The organism is Pantoea sp. MHSD4, assembly GCF_021043305.1.
GTDB lineage: Bacteria > Pseudomonadota > Gammaproteobacteria > Enterobacterales > Enterobacteriaceae > Pantoea > Pantoea eucalypti.
The window spans coordinates 1-14,399 of sequence record NZ_JAJNDH010000010.1 but is presented as its reverse complement, the minus strand read 5'-3'; the positions used below and the strand labels follow the sequence as shown (position 1 = coordinate 14,399).

13 protein-coding genes and 1 riboswitch are annotated in these 14,399 nt (G+C 54.6%); of the genes, 9 read left to right on the top strand and 4 right to left on the bottom strand.

Annotation, left to right across the window (positions count from 1 at the left end):
• Window positions 1-135 precede the first annotated feature (135 nt).
• Window positions 136-1,284: an acetylornithine deacetylase gene (argE, locus tag LQK91_RS20745; RefSeq protein ID WP_003851216.1), complete on the bottom strand. Its 1,149-nt coding sequence runs from the start codon at window positions 1,282-1,284 to the stop codon at window positions 136-138.
• 167 nt (window positions 1,285-1,451) lie between these two features.
• On the opposite strand from argE, the gene argC reads away from it, so the two are divergent.
• From argC to argH, 4 genes are all read left to right on the top strand, one after another.
• Window positions 1,452-2,456 (top strand): N-acetyl-gamma-glutamyl-phosphate reductase, encoded by a 1,005-nt coding sequence (gene argC / locus LQK91_RS20740; RefSeq protein ID WP_003851214.1) that lies wholly within the window; start codon window positions 1,452-1,454, stop codon window positions 2,454-2,456.
• 14 nt (window positions 2,457-2,470) lie between these two features.
• Window positions 2,471-3,247 carry an acetylglutamate kinase gene (gene argB, locus LQK91_RS20735; RefSeq protein WP_078805310.1) on the top strand — a complete coding sequence of 259 codons (777 nt, stop codon included), beginning with the start codon at window positions 2,471-2,473 and terminating at the stop codon, window positions 3,245-3,247.
• Between the two features lie 24 nt (window positions 3,248-3,271).
• Window positions 3,272-4,489 carry an argininosuccinate synthase gene (locus LQK91_RS20730; RefSeq protein WP_003851209.1) on the top strand — a complete coding sequence of 406 codons (1,218 nt, stop codon included), beginning with the start codon at window positions 3,272-3,274 and terminating at the stop codon, window positions 4,487-4,489.
• Between the two features lie 91 nt (window positions 4,490-4,580).
• On the top strand, window positions 4,581-5,954 hold the full coding sequence (gene argH / locus LQK91_RS20725; protein WP_105100116.1) for an argininosuccinate lyase: 1,374 nt from the start codon (window positions 4,581-4,583) through the stop codon (window positions 5,952-5,954).
• 119 nt (window positions 5,955-6,073) lie between these two features.
• Here argH and LQK91_RS20720 read toward each other — a convergent pair whose 3' ends face one another.
• Window positions 6,074-6,220: a hypothetical protein gene (locus LQK91_RS20720; RefSeq protein ID WP_153574532.1), complete on the bottom strand. Its 147-nt coding sequence runs from the start codon at window positions 6,218-6,220 to the stop codon at window positions 6,074-6,076.
• Between the two features lie 180 nt (window positions 6,221-6,400).
• Here LQK91_RS20720 and oxyR point away from each other — a divergent pair, with 180 nt between their 5' ends.
• On the top strand, window positions 6,401-7,318 hold the full coding sequence (gene oxyR, locus LQK91_RS20715) for a DNA-binding transcriptional regulator OxyR (RefSeq protein ID WP_003851204.1): 918 nt from the start codon (window positions 6,401-6,403) through the stop codon (window positions 7,316-7,318).
• Here oxyR and sthA read toward each other — a convergent pair.
• On the bottom strand, window positions 7,301-8,701 hold the full coding sequence (gene sthA, locus LQK91_RS20710; protein WP_003851201.1) for a Si-specific NAD(P)(+) transhydrogenase: 1,401 nt from the start codon (window positions 8,699-8,701) through the stop codon (window positions 7,301-7,303). The genes oxyR and sthA overlap by 18 nt on opposite strands.
• Before the next feature lie 192 nt (window positions 8,702-8,893).
• On the opposite strand from sthA, the gene fabR reads away from it, so the two are divergent.
• Window positions 8,894-9,541 (top strand): HTH-type transcriptional repressor FabR, encoded by a 648-nt coding sequence (gene fabR / locus LQK91_RS20705; protein WP_003851200.1) that lies wholly within the window; start codon window positions 8,894-8,896, stop codon window positions 9,539-9,541.
• Between the two features lie 14 nt (window positions 9,542-9,555).
• A complete protein-coding gene (locus LQK91_RS20700) occupies window positions 9,556-9,909 on the top strand; it encodes a YijD family membrane protein (protein ID WP_003851197.1) in 354 nt (117 codons plus the stop codon).
• A gap of 49 nt (window positions 9,910-9,958) precedes the next feature.
• Here LQK91_RS20700 and trmA read toward each other — a convergent pair whose 3' ends face one another.
• Window positions 9,959-11,062 (bottom strand): tRNA (uridine(54)-C5)-methyltransferase TrmA, encoded by a 1,104-nt coding sequence (trmA, locus tag LQK91_RS20695; RefSeq protein ID WP_008926930.1) that lies wholly within the window; start codon window positions 11,060-11,062, stop codon window positions 9,959-9,961.
• Between the two features lie 110 nt (window positions 11,063-11,172).
• A riboswitch (cobalamin riboswitch) is annotated at window positions 11,173-11,355 on the top strand.
• A gap of 69 nt (window positions 11,356-11,424) precedes the next feature.
• On the opposite strand from trmA, the gene btuB reads away from it, so the two are divergent.
• Entirely contained in the window at window positions 11,425-13,305 is a 1,881-nt protein-coding gene (gene btuB / locus LQK91_RS20690; RefSeq protein WP_105100117.1) for a TonB-dependent vitamin B12 receptor BtuB, read from the top strand.
• A complete protein-coding gene (gene murI / locus LQK91_RS20685) occupies window positions 13,250-14,101 on the top strand; it encodes a glutamate racemase (RefSeq protein WP_033762375.1) in 852 nt (283 codons plus the stop codon). The genes btuB and murI overlap by 56 nt, the downstream gene beginning before the upstream one ends.
• Window positions 14,102-14,399 lie beyond the last annotated feature (298 nt).

The following is a 14,399-nucleotide window of genomic DNA, read 5'->3' as shown; positions in this document are numbered from 1 at the left end:
GAAGATGTGGCTAACTAACGGAAATTCGTAGAATTTATAGAGAAAGAAGCGGGATAAGTTATTCTTATTGTTAAATCCCGCAGATTGCGGGGGCATTTTGCTGTTAATACAGTGAAATGCCCCATTTGCTGTCAATCAGTGACAAAAATGCTGCACAACCTGACTGATTAGCGCCCGTGTCGGCTTAATAAATGCCGTATCAATAAATTCGTCGGGCTGATGCGCCTGATTGATTGAGCCCGGGCCCAGGACCAGCGTTGGACAGAGTGTTTGAATAAACGGCGCCTCGGTACAGTAATTCACCACCTCGGTTGGCGTACCCAGTAATTTCTCAACCACACTCACCAGTTCATGATTTACCGGACACTCATAGCCCGGAATCGGCGGATGCAGTTCGGCCACGGTGACCCGGCCCGGCCAGCGTGCACTCACCGGTGCCAGCGCCTCGTTCAGCAACCCATCCAGATCGCTCAGCGACAGGCCCGGCAACGGACGAATATCCATATGCAGTTCACAGCAGGCGCAGATACGGTTCGCGGCGTCTCCGCCATGAATATGGCCGAAATTCATGGTCGGATAAGGGATAGCGAAGCCGTCATGGTGATAACGCTCCTGCAGCGTCGTGCGCAGTTGCATCAGATGAGTGATCGACTCATGCATCAGTTCAATGGCGTTGACACCGCGTGCCGGATCGCTGGAATGGCCCGATTTCCCCTCGATGCGAATCACATTCGACAGATGGCCTTTGTGCGCGCGCACCGGTTTAAGCGAAGTCGGTTCACCGATGATGGCACAGTCGGGACGCAGCTGCGTCGATTCAGAGAAATATTTGGCGCCAGCCATGGTGGTCTCTTCATCGGCCGTGGCAAGGATATAGAGCGGTTTGCTCAGCGTGCTGACATCCACATCGCGCAGCGTGTCGAGAATAAAGGCGAAGAAGCCTTTCATGTCTGCTGTGCCCAAGCCGTAGAGCTTGTTGTCGTGCTCGGTCAGGGTAAAGGGATCGCGCGTCCAGCGGCCATCATCAAAGGGAACGGTATCCGTATGACCGGCTAACAGCAGGCCGCCCGCACCGGTGCCGGTGCGCGCCAGCATATTAAATTTATTGCGGGTGCCGGGCACCGGCTGCACTTCAACGCTGAAGCCAAGGTCGCGGAACCAGCCGGCCAGCAAATTGATTAAAGTTTCATTACTCTGATCCAGTGCGGCATCGGTTGCGCTGATCGACGGTGTGGCGATTAACTGGCGGTACAGTTCAATAAAAGGCGGTAATTTTGTCTTCACTGTTGGCGGTCCTTGGGTTAGGATGTATCCATATTCATGCAGTAATAGTGAATAAAAATACATTAACGTCCTCTGCAAGGGAACCATAAATCACTGCAGATGACAGGGTGGGTAACGGGGCAAGGCCGCGACCCGGAACGTGCGACTGTAAAAAGGGTTACAGCCTGATGTTGAATACGCTGATCGTTGGTGCCAGTGGTTATGCCGGTGTAGAGCTTGCCACCTTCCTGAATCGCCATCCACATATCAACATAACCGCTTTGGCGGTTTCTGCGCAAAGCCCTGATGCTGGCAAGCGCCTCTCTGACCTCCATCCACAGCTGAAAGGCGTAGTGGATTTACCGCTACAGCCGCTGAGCAGCGCAGCTGAGTGGGCAGACAAAGTGGATGTGGTGTTCCTGGCGACGGCGCATGAAGTCAGCCACGATCTGGCGCCGGAATTCCTTAAGGCCGGTTGTGTCGTGTTCGACCTGTCAGGCGCGTTCCGCGTTAATGACGCTGATTTTTATACCCGCTTCTATGGCTTCACCCATCAGCATGGTGACTGGCTGGACAAAGCGGTGTACGGCCTGGCGGAATATCAGCATGAGAAAATTCAGCAGGCGCAGCTGGTAGCGGTACCGGGTTGCTACCCGACCGCTGCGCAACTGGCACTGAAACCCCTGGTGGATGCCGGACTGTTGAACGATGCGCAGTGGCCAGTCATTAACGCCACCAGTGGCGTGAGCGGTGCCGGACGTAAAGCCAATGTCGGCACCAGTTTCTGCGAAGTAAGTCTTCATCCTTATGGCCTGTTTAACCATCGTCACCACCCGGAAATTGTTGCGCACCTCGGTACACCCGTGATCTTTACGCCGCATCTGGGCAGTTTCCCGCGCGGTATTCTGGCAACGATTACCTGCCGTCTGAAAGCGGGTGTCAGCCGCGAAGATATCGCCGCTGTTTTCCATCGCGCCTATGACAATAAGCCACTGGTGCGGCTCTATGATAAGGGCGTGCCGGCGCTGAAAGCCGTTGTGGGCCTGCCTTACTGTGATATCGGTTTTGAAGTACAGGGCGAACATCTGATTGTCGTCGCCGCCGAAGATAATCTGCTGAAAGGCGCGGCATCGCAGGCGGTACAGTGCCTGAACATCCGGTTCGGCTTCCCTGAAACGCAGTCACTGATTTAACGGACAACTTAACCATGACCAATCCATTGATTATTAAGCTGGGCGGTGTGCTGTTAGACAGCGAAGAAGCGCTGGCCCGTTTGTTTGAAGCGCTGCTGAAATATCGCAGCGCCCATCAGCGTCCGCTGCTCATTGTCCACGGCGGCGGTTGCCTGGTCGATGAACTGATGAAAAAGCTGGCGCTGCCAGTCATGAAGAAAAATGGCCTGCGCGTCACCCCAGCCGATCAGATCGACATCATTACCGGTGCACTGGCGGGAACCGCAAACAAAACGTTGCTGGCCTGGGCAAAAAAATCGGGCATCAACGCGGTCGGCCTCTGCCTGGGCGATGCGGGCATTGTGAATGTCGCTCCGTTTGATGAAGAACTTGGCCATGTTGGCCACGCAACGCCGGGTAATCCGGCCTTGCTGAACACGCTGCTGGCGGCGGGTTACATGCCGGTGGTGAGCTCAATTGGTATTACTGACAGCGGCGACCTGATGAACGTCAACGCTGACCAGGCGGCAACCGCGCTGGCCTCGACGCTGGGTGCCGATCTGGTTCTGTTGTCCGACGTCAGTGGTATTCTCGACGGCAAAGGTCAGCGCATCGAAGAGATGACCGCCGACAAAGCTGAGCAGCTGATTTCCCAGGGCATTATTACCGATGGCATGATTGTTAAAGTCCACGCGGCACTTGATGCGGCGCGTACACTGGGTCGCCCGGTCGATATTGCCAGCTGGCGTCATGCTGAGCGGCTGACTGATCTTTTTAACGGCGTGTCGATTGGCACCCGGATTCTCGCTTAACGACTCTGATTCAAGGATTACGAAATGCAAACGCAAAACATCAAAAAAATCGTTCTGGCTTACTCCGGTGGTCTTGATACTTCGGCCATCATTCCATGGCTGAAAGAGAACTACGGCGGCTGTGAAGTGGTCGCATTTGTAGCGGATATTGGTCAGGAGCGCGGCGATCTGGAAGGTGTTGAGAAGAAAGCCCTGCAGTCTGGCGCCTCTGAATGTCACGTGGTTGACCTGCGTGAAGAGTTCATCAGCGACTACGTTTATCCGGTACTGCAGACCGGCGCGTTGTATGAAGGGACCTATCTGCTGGGCACCTCTATGGCGCGTCCTATCATCGCAAAAGCGCAGGTTGAGCTGGCACTGAAAGTAGGCGCGGATGCGCTGTGTCATGGTGCAACCGGTAAAGGCAATGACCAGGTGCGTTTCGAAACCACCTACACCGCGCTGGCACCACAGCTGAAAGTCGTGGCACCGTGGCGTGAATGGAACCTGCGTTCACGTGAAGCACTGCTGGACTATCTGAAAGAGCGCAACATTCCGACCACCGCTTCGCTGGAAAAAATCTACAGCCGTGACGAAAACGCCTGGCATATCTCCACCGAAGGCGGCGTGCTGGAAAGCCCGGCCAATGCACCAAATAAAGATTGCTGGGTCTGGACTGTCGATCCGCTGGAAGCGCCTGACCAGCCTGAAGACGTGACTGTAACCGTTGAGAAAGGTCGTGTTGTGGCGGTTAACGGCGAAAAACTGAGTCCGTTCCAGTGTCTGGAAAAACTGAACGTGCTGGGCGCAAAACATGGCGTCGGCCGTATCGATATCGTTGAAAACCGTCTGGTAGGCATTAAATCCCGCGGCTGCTACGAAACCCCTGGCGGCACCATCATGGTGAATGCGCTGCGTGCGGTTGAGCAGCTGGTCCTGGATCGCGATAGCTTCAAATGGCGTGAGCAGCTGGGCCACGAGATGTCTTACGTCGTTTATGATGGTCGCTGGTTCGCTCCGCTGCGTAAGTCGATTCAGGCTGCTGCCGAATCGCTGGCGGAAGAAGTTAACGGTGAAGTGGTGCTGCAGCTCTACAAAGGCCAGGCGACAGCCACTCAGAAGCGTTCTGCGAACAGCCTCTACTCGGAAGAGTTCGCTACCTTCGGTGAAGATGAAGTTTACGATCACCGTCACGCGGGCGGCTTTATCCGTCTGTTCTCGCTCTCTTCGCGTATCCGCGCCCTGAACGAGCAGAAGAAGTAATTTTTCAGGCGGGGTGCGCCTCGCCTCACAGTTTTGATTCAGGGGCGGCATTTATGCCGCCTCTTGTTTAACGATTCAGAGGAGTTTTCACATGGCACTTTGGGGTGGACGGTTTACTCAGGCAGCGGATCAACGTTTTAAACAGTTCAATGACTCGCTGCGCTTCGATTACCGCCTGGCAGAGCAGGACATCATTGGCTCTGTTGCCTGGTCCAAAGCGCTGGTGACGGTCAATGTGCTGACTCAGGATGAGCAGCAGCAACTTGAAGCGGCCCTGAATTCGCTATTGAATGAAGTGCGTGAAAATCCTGAACAGATTCTGCAGAGCGATGCCGAAGATATTCACAGCTGGGTTGAAGGTAAGCTGATCGACAAAGTCGGCTCGCTGGGCAAAAAGCTGCACACCGGCCGTAGCCGCAACGATCAGGTCGCGACCGATCTGAAACTGTGGTGCAAGGTACAGATCGAAGCGCTGCTGGGCGCCACACGTGAGCTGCAGCAGGCGTTAGTGATTACCGCCGAAGCCAATCAGGATGCAGTGATGCCGGGCTACACCCACTTGCAGCGTGCGCAGCCGGTGACGTTTGCGCACTGGTGTCTGGCCTACGTTGAAATGCTGGCGCGTGACGAGAGCCGTCTGCAGGATACCCTGAAGCGTCTTGATGTCAGCCCGCTGGGCTGTGGCGCACTGGCCGGTACCGCTTACGAGATTGATCGTCAGCAGCTGGCAGGCTGGCTGGGCTTCGCTTCCGCCACACGTAACAGTCTGGATACCGTATCAGACCGCGATCACGTGCTGGAACTGCTCTCTGACGCGGCCATTGGCATGGTGCATCTGTCGCGCTTTGCGGAAGATATGATTTTCTTCAACACCGGCGAAGCAGGCTTTATTGAGCTGTCAGATAAAGTGACCTCAGGCTCATCACTGATGCCGCAGAAGAAAAATCCGGATGCGCTGGAGCTGATTCGCGGCAAATGTGGTCGTGTGCAGGGTGCACTGACCGGCATGATGATGACGCTAAAAGGTCTGCCGCTGGCCTACAACAAAGATATGCAGGAAGACAAAGAAGGGCTGTTTGACGCGCTGGATACCTGGCTCGACTGTCTGCATATGTCAGTGCTGGTGCTGGATGGCCTGCAGGTTAAACGTCCGCGTTGCCAGGAAGCCGCTGAACAGGGCTACGCAAACTCTACTGAGCTGGCCGACTATCTGGTCGCCAAAGGCGTGCCGTTCCGTGAAGCACACCATATCGTTGGCGAAGTTGTCGTGGCGGCTATCGGGCAGGGCGTAGCACTTGAAGCGCTGTCGCTGGCACAACTTCAGCAGTTCAGCGCGGTGATTGGCGAGGATGTCTATCCGATTCTGGCGCTGCAATCGTGTCTGGATAAGCGTAATGCGCAGGGCGGTGTTTCTCCGCAGCAGGTTGCCCGCGCTATCGGTGACGCTAAACAGCGTCTGGCGTGATCAGCAGGTAAAAAAAAGCGGGCACATTAAAATGCCCGCCAACCTCTAGCTTCAGAACTACTATTTTTTATAGGCACATCATCAAAGCGCCCGCTCTCCCGGCCGACGCTCAGACTCTCTTACGCTGACAGCAAGTATTGACGCAGATCTTCACTGCCGCCAGCATGACGACCGCCCATGAAGACCTGCAGTACCGTCGCCAGGCCTGAAACGGCTCCTGAACTGACGGTTGTCGAATCCTGTCCCATCACAATTTTCGTACTCAATGACATGCTCACTCAGCCTCTGTATGGCCTGCGCACAGAAGCCGCAGCTGGCTTTATAGAGATGAAGACAGACTCCTGAGCTTTTTGTTGCGCGCATTATTCCCAACCACCCTTGATAGGGCCAATCGTTCATTGCTATTCTATCTATCGCCACGGGCTATCGTGGTTTGGAGGGTAATAATGAATATTCGTGATCTTGAATATCTGGTTTCGCTTGCTGAACACCGTCATTTCCGCCGTGCGGCGGATGCATGTCATGTCAGTCAGCCCACGTTAAGCGGGCAGATCCGTAAGCTGGAAGATGAGCTGGGTGTGATGCTGCTGGAGCGCACCAGCCGTAAAGTGCTGTTCACGCAGGCAGGTTTACTGCTGGTGGATCAGGCGCGTACGGTGCTGCGTGAAGTGAAAGTGCTGAAAGAGATGGCCAGTCAGCAAGGGGAAGCGATGTCAGGTCCGCTGCATATCGGCCTCATCCCGACCACCGCGCCGTATTTACTGCCACAGATTATCCCGACGCTGCACCAGACCTTCCCGAAACTGGAGATGTATCTGCACGAAGCGCAGACGCAACAGCTGCTGTCACAGCTCGACAGTGGCAAGCTCGACTGTGCGATTGTTGCACTGGTCAAAGAGAGTCAGGCCTTTATCGAAGTGCCGCTGTTTGATGAGCCAATGAAGCTGGCTGTCTATGCCGATCATCCGTGGTGCGATCGCGATCGTGTGCCAATGTCCGATCTGGCCGGCGAGAAATTGCTGATGCTGGAAGATGGACACTGTCTGCGTGACCAGGCGATGGGATTCTGCTTTGAGGCGGGTGCCGATGAAGATACCCATTTCCGGGCGACCAGTCTTGAGACACTGCGCAATATGGTGGCAGCAGGCAGTGGCATTACGCTGTTACCGGCGCTGGCAGTTCCACCAGAGCGTATTCGCGACGGTGTCTGCTATCTCACCTGCTACAAACCGGTGCCACAGCGCACGATCGCGCTGGTCTATCGTCCGGGTTCACCTCTGCGCAGCCGTTATGAACAGCTGGCAGAGGCAATTAAAACCCACATGGCACACTATTTCGACGCTGCGTTAAAACAGGCGGTTTAAGCCGTTTAACGCCGCAACGCGATAGGCTTCGGCCATCGTCGGATAGTTAAAGGTGGTATTCACGAAGTACTCAATCGTGTTGCCACCATTTTTTTGCTCCATGATCGCCTGACCGATGTGAATGATCTCAGCGGCACGCTCGCCAAAGCAGTGGATCCCCAGAATCTCTTTGGTTTCCCGATGGAACAGAATCTTCAGACTGCCAACGTTCATGCCCACAATCTGCGCGCGTGCCAGATGTTTAAACTGCGCGCGGCCCACTTCGTAAGGCACCTTCATTGCCGTCAGCTGCTGCTCGGTTTTACCCACGGAGCTGATTTCCGGAATGGTGTAGATACCGGTTGGGATATCTTCAATCAGGTGTGCTGACGCTTCCCCTTTGATAATCGCCTGTGCGGCAATACGGCCCTGATCGTAGGCGGCTGAGGCCAGGCTTGGATAGCCAATCACGTCACCGACGGCATAAATGTGCGGCTGCGCTGTCTGATACATGCTGTTCACTTTCAGCAGGCCACGCCCATCGGCTTCCAGACCGACGTTTTCCAGCGAAAGGGAATCGGTGTTACCGGTACGGCCGTTGGCGTACAGCAGGCAATCCGCTTTCACTTTCTTGCCCGACTTCAGATGCATGATGACGCCATCTTCCACGCCTTCGATCTTCTCAAACTCTTCATTGTGACGAATCACTACGCCGCTATTCCAGAAGTGGTATGAGAGAGAATCCGACATCTCCTGATCGAGAAACGCCAGCAGGCGATCGCGGGTATTAATCAGGTCAACTTTGACGTTGAGACCACGGAAAATCGATGCATATTCACAGCCGATGACGCCAGCGCCGTAAATAATGACGTGACCCGGTTCGTGGTGCAGATTAAGGATAGAGTCGGAGTCGTAGACGCGGGGATGCGTAAAGTCGACATTATCAGGATGGTAAGGCCGTGAACCACAGGCGATAACAAACTTCTCTGCCGTCAGCGTCTCACGCGTGCCATCAGGTTGTTCAATCTCAATCGTATTGGCATCAACAAAATGGGCATCGCCCTGATAAAGCTCACAGCGGTTACGCTCGTAGAAGCCCTGGCGCATGGCTGTCTGCTGGCTGATCACGCTTTCAGTGTGATTAAGAATGTCGGCGAAAGAGGAGCGAAGCAGTCGGGTATGATCGCTGTAGAGCGGGTTTTGGTTGAATTCGATAATGCGACTGACGGCGTGGCGAAGGGCTTTGGAAGGGATGGTTCCCCAGTGCGTACAGCCGCCGCCGATGTTGTGGTAGCGTTCGACCACGGCGATGCGCGCTCCCTGTTTTACCAGCCCCATCGCCGCCCCTTCACCGCCGGGCCCTGAGCCAATCACAATGGCATCGTAATCGTAAGACTTTTGCATACCGATACGTCCTATTATTTATACATTTTTACAACGAGATTCTAACATCTCGTCGCGCACTTCTGAATTCTATCAGCGATTTTCATCACATTTTGACAAAGTGTGAGGTTCACAGGCAGTGACAAAGAATGCCAATCTGTACGCTGAAAATTTTGCTATAGTGCCCGCTCAACACCGCTAAAGGCAGAGAGAATGGGCGTCAGAGCGCAACAAAAAGAACGTACACGACGTACACTGATTGAAGCAGCGTTCAGTCAGCTCAGCGCCGAACGCAGTTTTGCCAGTTTGAGTTTGCGGGAAGTTGCCCGTGAAGCGGGGATTGCACCCACCTCCTTTTATCGTCATTTCAAGGATGTTGATGAGCTTGGCCTGACGATGGTGGACGAAAGTGGGCTGATGCTGCGACAGCTGATGCGTCAGGCACGACAGCGTATCGCCAAAGGCGGCAGCATCATTAAAACGTCGGTGTCGACCTTTATGGAGTTCATCGGCAACAACCCCAACGCTTTCCGCCTGTTACTGCGTGAACGTTCCGGCACCTCTGCTGCTTTCCGTGCCGCCGTGGCGCGTGAAATTCAGCACTTTATCGCTGAACTGGCTGACTATCTTGAGGTCGAAAATCGCATGCCGCGCAGTTTTACCGAAGCGCAGGCTGAAGCGATGGTGACCATTGTCTTCAGCGCCGGTGCAGAAGCACTGGACGTTGATGCTGAGCAGCGACGTAAGCTTGAGGATCGGCTGGTGTTACAGTTGCGGATGATCGCCAAAGGCGCTTATTACTGGTACCGCCGTGAGCAGGAACGACTGGCGGTCACCCTGGAAAAACCCGAAGAGCAATGAGTAAGGATCAGTTCATGACCCACCCAGGTACCCGCGATAAAAGCACTCTGGCACTGGCTTTTATTACCGGCTTAGCGATTAACGGTTCGTTTTCTGTGCTGTTCAGCGCCTTTGTTCCCTTTTCGATTTTTCCGCTGATTGCGCTGGGTCTGGCGGCCTGGTGTCTGCATCAGCGGTATCTCAACACCAACATGCCGGACGGCATGCCAGGCCTGGCGGCGGCGTTTTTCCTGCTGGGGATTCTGGTTTATAGCGCGCTGGTGCGGGCAGAATACCCGGACATTGGCTCTAATTTCGTTCCTACCGTTCTGATGGTCGCGCTGGTGTTCTGGATTGCGACGCGGTTTAAGCGCAAGCGTAATCAGTAGGGATATCGGCAGGGAAAAAAAACGGGAACCTCAGGGTTCCCGTTTTTGTTTACGCTTTACGCGTCAGCAGCACACCGCATTCCATGTGGTGGGTGTAGGGGAACTGATCAAACAGCGCCAGCCGCGTCACGTCGTGCGTTTCTGACAACGTTTGCAGATTGTCACTCAGGGTTTGTGGGTTGCAGGAGATATAAAGGATGCGCGGATACGCCTGCACCATTTTCACCGTCTCTTCATCCAGGCCGCTACGTGGTGGATCGACAAATATCGTCTCGCACTCGTAGCTGGTCAGATCAATCCCTTCCAGACGATTAAAGCTGCGCACGCCATTCATCGCCTGAGTAAACTCCTCCGCCGCCATGCGAATGATCTGCACGTTATCAATCTGGTTCACGGCAATGTTGTATTGCGCCGACGCAACAGAAGGCTTGGCGATTTCCGTTGCCAGAACGCGGCGGAAATTGCGCGCCAGCGCCAGCGAGAAGTTGCCGTTACCGCAGTAAAGCTCCAGCAGGTCACCCTGTGAATCCTGCGTCACATCCAGCGCCCACTCCAGCATCTGAATATTCATTGCCGCGTTAGGCTGGGTAAAACTGTTCTCGACCTGACGATAGATAATCTCGCGACCCGCAACCGGCAGACACTCATCGACATAGTCGCGATCCAGACAGATTTTGGTTTTGGTCGCACGGCCAATTAACTGCACATCCAGACCTTCCGCACGCAGTTGATCACGCAGCGCGGCGGCTGCCTGCTGCCACTCATCATCCAGCTTGCGATGATAGAGCAGTGAAATCACAATCTGATTGCTCATGGTTGACAGATAGTCGATCTGGAACAGCTTATGACGCAGGGTGCGGTTATCACGGATCGCGGCGATCATCTTTGGCATCAGCTGATTGATCAGCTGGCTGGCTGCCGGGAACTGATCGACCCGGATCCGCTCGCGCGTCTGCTGATCAAAGATGATGTGATAGATATCATCACCGTCGTGCCACAGGCGGAATTCGGCGCGCATCCGATAGTGGCTGACCGGCGAACGGAACACCTCCACGTCGGGCGCAGCAAACGGCGTCATCATCGTCTCTAAACGACTGACTTTTTCCGCCAGCTGTGCGTCATAGTCTTCAATGGGGAGATGTTCGGGTGTCATGAGCAATCCTGATTAATAGCTTACCAGCGGGCGATTGTAGGCATTCACTTGCTGATGTCCAGTCCCACAGCGATAAGATATTTGGCAGTCTGGACTTCCGTATCTCCACTCCGTAGACTGCAGACGCCGGCCTCAAGCCTGAGTTAATAGGGAATCCAGTGTGAATCTGGAGCTGACGCGCAGCGGTAAGGAATGTCGTGATGAGTGCAATTGCAGACACTGTCCTCCGGGATGGGAAGTCATCATCATTTATGGTTCCCAGCCCGAAGACCTGCCGGTGTAACGTCGCTACTCGTACAATCATCGCGTTCTATTGATTGTCGGCCTGCGGCATCCTGCTTCGTCTTATGGATGCGATTAAAATGACAAAAAAAACTGCATCGCTGTTCGCTCTGAGCGCAACGGCGATTTCTCTCTGGGCGCAAAACGGTTTTGCGCAGGGGAATGATGATACGCAAATCGTTACTGCCAACCGTTTTGCCGAACCTGTTTCCGGGGTGCTGGCGCCGACAACCGTCGTCACGCGTGATGAGATTGATCGCTGGCAGGCCAAAAGTCTGACAGATGTGATGCGCCGTCTGCCGGGTGTCGATGTCGCGCAAAGCGGCGGGTCAGGGCAGCAGAGTTCGCTGTTTATTCGGGGTACTGAGTCCAGACATGTGCTGATCCTGATTGATGGTATCCGGCTTAATCAGGCGGGTATTACCGGTTCGTCCGACCTCAGCCAGATCCCCCTGTCGCTGGTGCAACGCATCGAATATATTCGCGGCGCACGTTCCGCGGTTTACGGTTCTGATGCCATTGGCGGCGTGGTGAATATTATTACGGGCCGTTCGCAACCGGGCACGACGCTGACGGCGGGCATGGGATCCAACGGCTATCAATCGTATGACGGCTCAACCCAGCAGATGCTGGGCGACGCGACAAAGCTTACCCTGGCAGGCAACTATACCTACACCAAAGGGTATGACGTGGTGGCGGGCTATCCCAATGACTATGGCCCGGCGCAGCACGATCGCGACGGCTTCATGAGCAAAACCCTGTATGGCAACCTTGAGCATCAGTTCAGCGATGAACTCAGTGGTTTTGTGCGCGGCTATGGCTTTGATAACCGCACTGCCTATGACGGGTCTTACACGTATGATGACAGCTTCACGAATATCATCGGCCTGGCGGATACCCGTCAGCTCTACAGCCAGACCTGGGACACCGGGTTACGCTTCAACCGCGACGTCTACTCCACCCAGCTTATTGCCAGTTATGGCCATACCAAAGACATTAACTACGATCCGCGCAATGGCCGCTACGGCGCTGCATCCACCTTTGATGATGTCACTCAGTACAATCTGCAGTGGGGCAATACTGTGCAGGTGGGGCAGGGCGCCGTCAGTGCGGGTGTTGACTGGCAGAAAGAGACAACGGAACCGGGCACGAACTATTTATCAGATGGCTATGAACAGCGTAATACCGGCCTCTACGTGACCGGGCAGCAACAGTTTGGCAGCGTCACTCTTGAGGGTGCGGTACGTGGTGACGATAACAATCAGTTCGGCTGGCATAACACCTGGCAGACGGCGGCGTCATGGGAGTTTATTTCCGGGTACCGCGCGTTCGCTTCGTATGGTACTGCTTTCAAAGCGCCTAATCTGTCGCAGGTATACAGCCCATTTTATGGCAACCGCGACCTCGATCCTGAAAAAAGTAAGCAGTGGGAAGGCGGCTTTGAGGGGCTGACCGGGCCGGTGAACTGGCGCGTGTCGGGCTATCGCAACGACATTGATGACCTGATTGAAGGCGATCCGCAGACCTTCCGCTACTACAACATTGAGAAGGCACGTATTAAAGGCGTTGAAGCCACCGCTGGATTCGATACCGGGCCGCTGACGCATCAGCTCTCATATGATTATGTCGATGCGCGGGATGGCAGCACCGATCAGCCGCTCGTTCGCCGGGCTAAGCAGCAGGTCAAGTATCAGCTTGACTGGACACTGCATGAGTTTGACTGGTCCGTGACTTATCACTATCTGGGCGACCGTTATGATACCGACTTCAACAGCACGCCCAGCCGTCGTGTGAAATTAGGCGGTGTCAGCCTGTGGGATCTCGCCGTCTCATATCCTGTCACTTCACAACTCACGGTTCGTGGTAGAATTGCCAACCTGTTCGATAAAGATTACGAGACAGTGTATGGCTATCAGACTCCAGGACGAGAGTATTACCTCAGCGGCAGCTACAACTTCTGATTTGCGTCCCACCGTGCTGGTGTTTGATTCCGGCGTCGGTGGGCTTTCTGTCTATGATGAGGTCCGTCAGCTGTTGCCGGATCTTCATTATCTCTACGCCTTCGATAACGCTGGATTCCCTTACGGCGAGAAAAGCGAAACCTTCATCGTGGAACGCGTGGTCGCTATCGTTGAGGCCATTACACAGCGTTATCCTCTCTCATTAGTCATCATCGCCTGCAATACAGCCAGCACGGTTTCATTGCCTGCTTTACGTGAACGCTTTGCGTTTCCTGTCGTGGGTGTGGTTCCGGCGATTAAACCTGCCGCGCGCCTGACGCGAAATGGTGTGGTCGGGTTGCTGGCGACGCGGGCTACAGTGCGCCGTCCTTATACCCACGAGCTGGTGGCGCAATTCGCCGGTTCCTGCAACATCGAAATGCTGGGATCGGCGGAGCTGGTGGAACTGGCAGAAGCTAAGCTACACGGTGCTGAGGTTGCACTGGATGAGGTGCGCCGTATTGTTCAGCCGTGGCTGCGGATGGCTGAACCACCGGACACGGTTGTTTTAGGCTGTACGCACTTCCCTTTACTGCGCGAAGAGCTGCAGCAGGTGTTACCTGAAGGGACGCGTCTGATTGATTCCGGTGCGGCAATTGCCCGACGAACAGCCTGGCTACTGGAACATGAAGCGCCTGAAGTAAATTCTTCGCAACAGAACGTCGCATTCTGCACGGAGCTGGATGGTGAAGCGGTACAATTATCACCCGTTTTACAGCGTTATGGCTTCCCGTTGCTTGAAAAACTGGCGCTTTAGCGGCTTTTCGCTGAAAAAAGAAGCACTCGAAATTTTATTTGAAATTAGCACTTGTCAGCCTCCGAGAACTCCCTATAATGCGCCTCCACTGACACGGCACAACGGCTTACGAAGCGCCGGGTTGAGTAGGTTCGAAATCATACGAACCAGTGAGTTAAGCGAAAATAAATGCTTGACTGACAATGCGGAAAGCGTAATATACGCAGCCCGCGCCGCAGTAAATCGCGGCATGCTCTTTAACAATTTATCAGACAATCTGTGTGGGCACTCGCAGGATTGATATCAGCGTCTCCGGACG

Bases quoted from the DNA above. Each gene is read 5' to 3' on its own strand.
- fabR (WP_003851200.1), top strand. From the start codon at position 8,894: ATGGGCGTCAGAGCGCAACAAAAAGAACGTACACGACGTACACTGATT.
- trmA (WP_008926930.1), bottom strand. From the start codon at position 11,062: ATGACACCCGAACATCTCCCCATTGAAGACTATGACGCACAGCTGGCG.
- argB (WP_078805310.1), top strand. From the start codon at position 2,471: ATGACCAATCCATTGATTATTAAGCTGGGCGGTGTGCTGTTAGACAGC.
- murI (WP_033762375.1), top strand. From the start codon at position 13,250: ATGGCTATCAGACTCCAGGACGAGAGTATTACCTCAGCGGCAGCTACA.
- argC (WP_003851214.1), top strand. From the start codon at position 1,452: ATGTTGAATACGCTGATCGTTGGTGCCAGTGGTTATGCCGGTGTAGAG.
- argH (WP_105100116.1), top strand. From the start codon at position 4,581: ATGGCACTTTGGGGTGGACGGTTTACTCAGGCAGCGGATCAACGTTTT.
- sthA (WP_003851201.1), bottom strand. From the start codon at position 8,701: ATGCAAAAGTCTTACGATTACGATGCCATTGTGATTGGCTCAGGGCCC.
- oxyR (WP_003851204.1), top strand. From the start codon at position 6,401: ATGAATATTCGTGATCTTGAATATCTGGTTTCGCTTGCTGAACACCGT.
- LQK91_RS20700 (WP_003851197.1), top strand. From the start codon at position 9,556: ATGACCCACCCAGGTACCCGCGATAAAAGCACTCTGGCACTGGCTTTT.
- LQK91_RS20730 (WP_003851209.1), top strand. From the start codon at position 3,272: ATGCAAACGCAAAACATCAAAAAAATCGTTCTGGCTTACTCCGGTGGT.
- btuB (WP_105100117.1), top strand. From the start codon at position 11,425: ATGACAAAAAAAACTGCATCGCTGTTCGCTCTGAGCGCAACGGCGATT.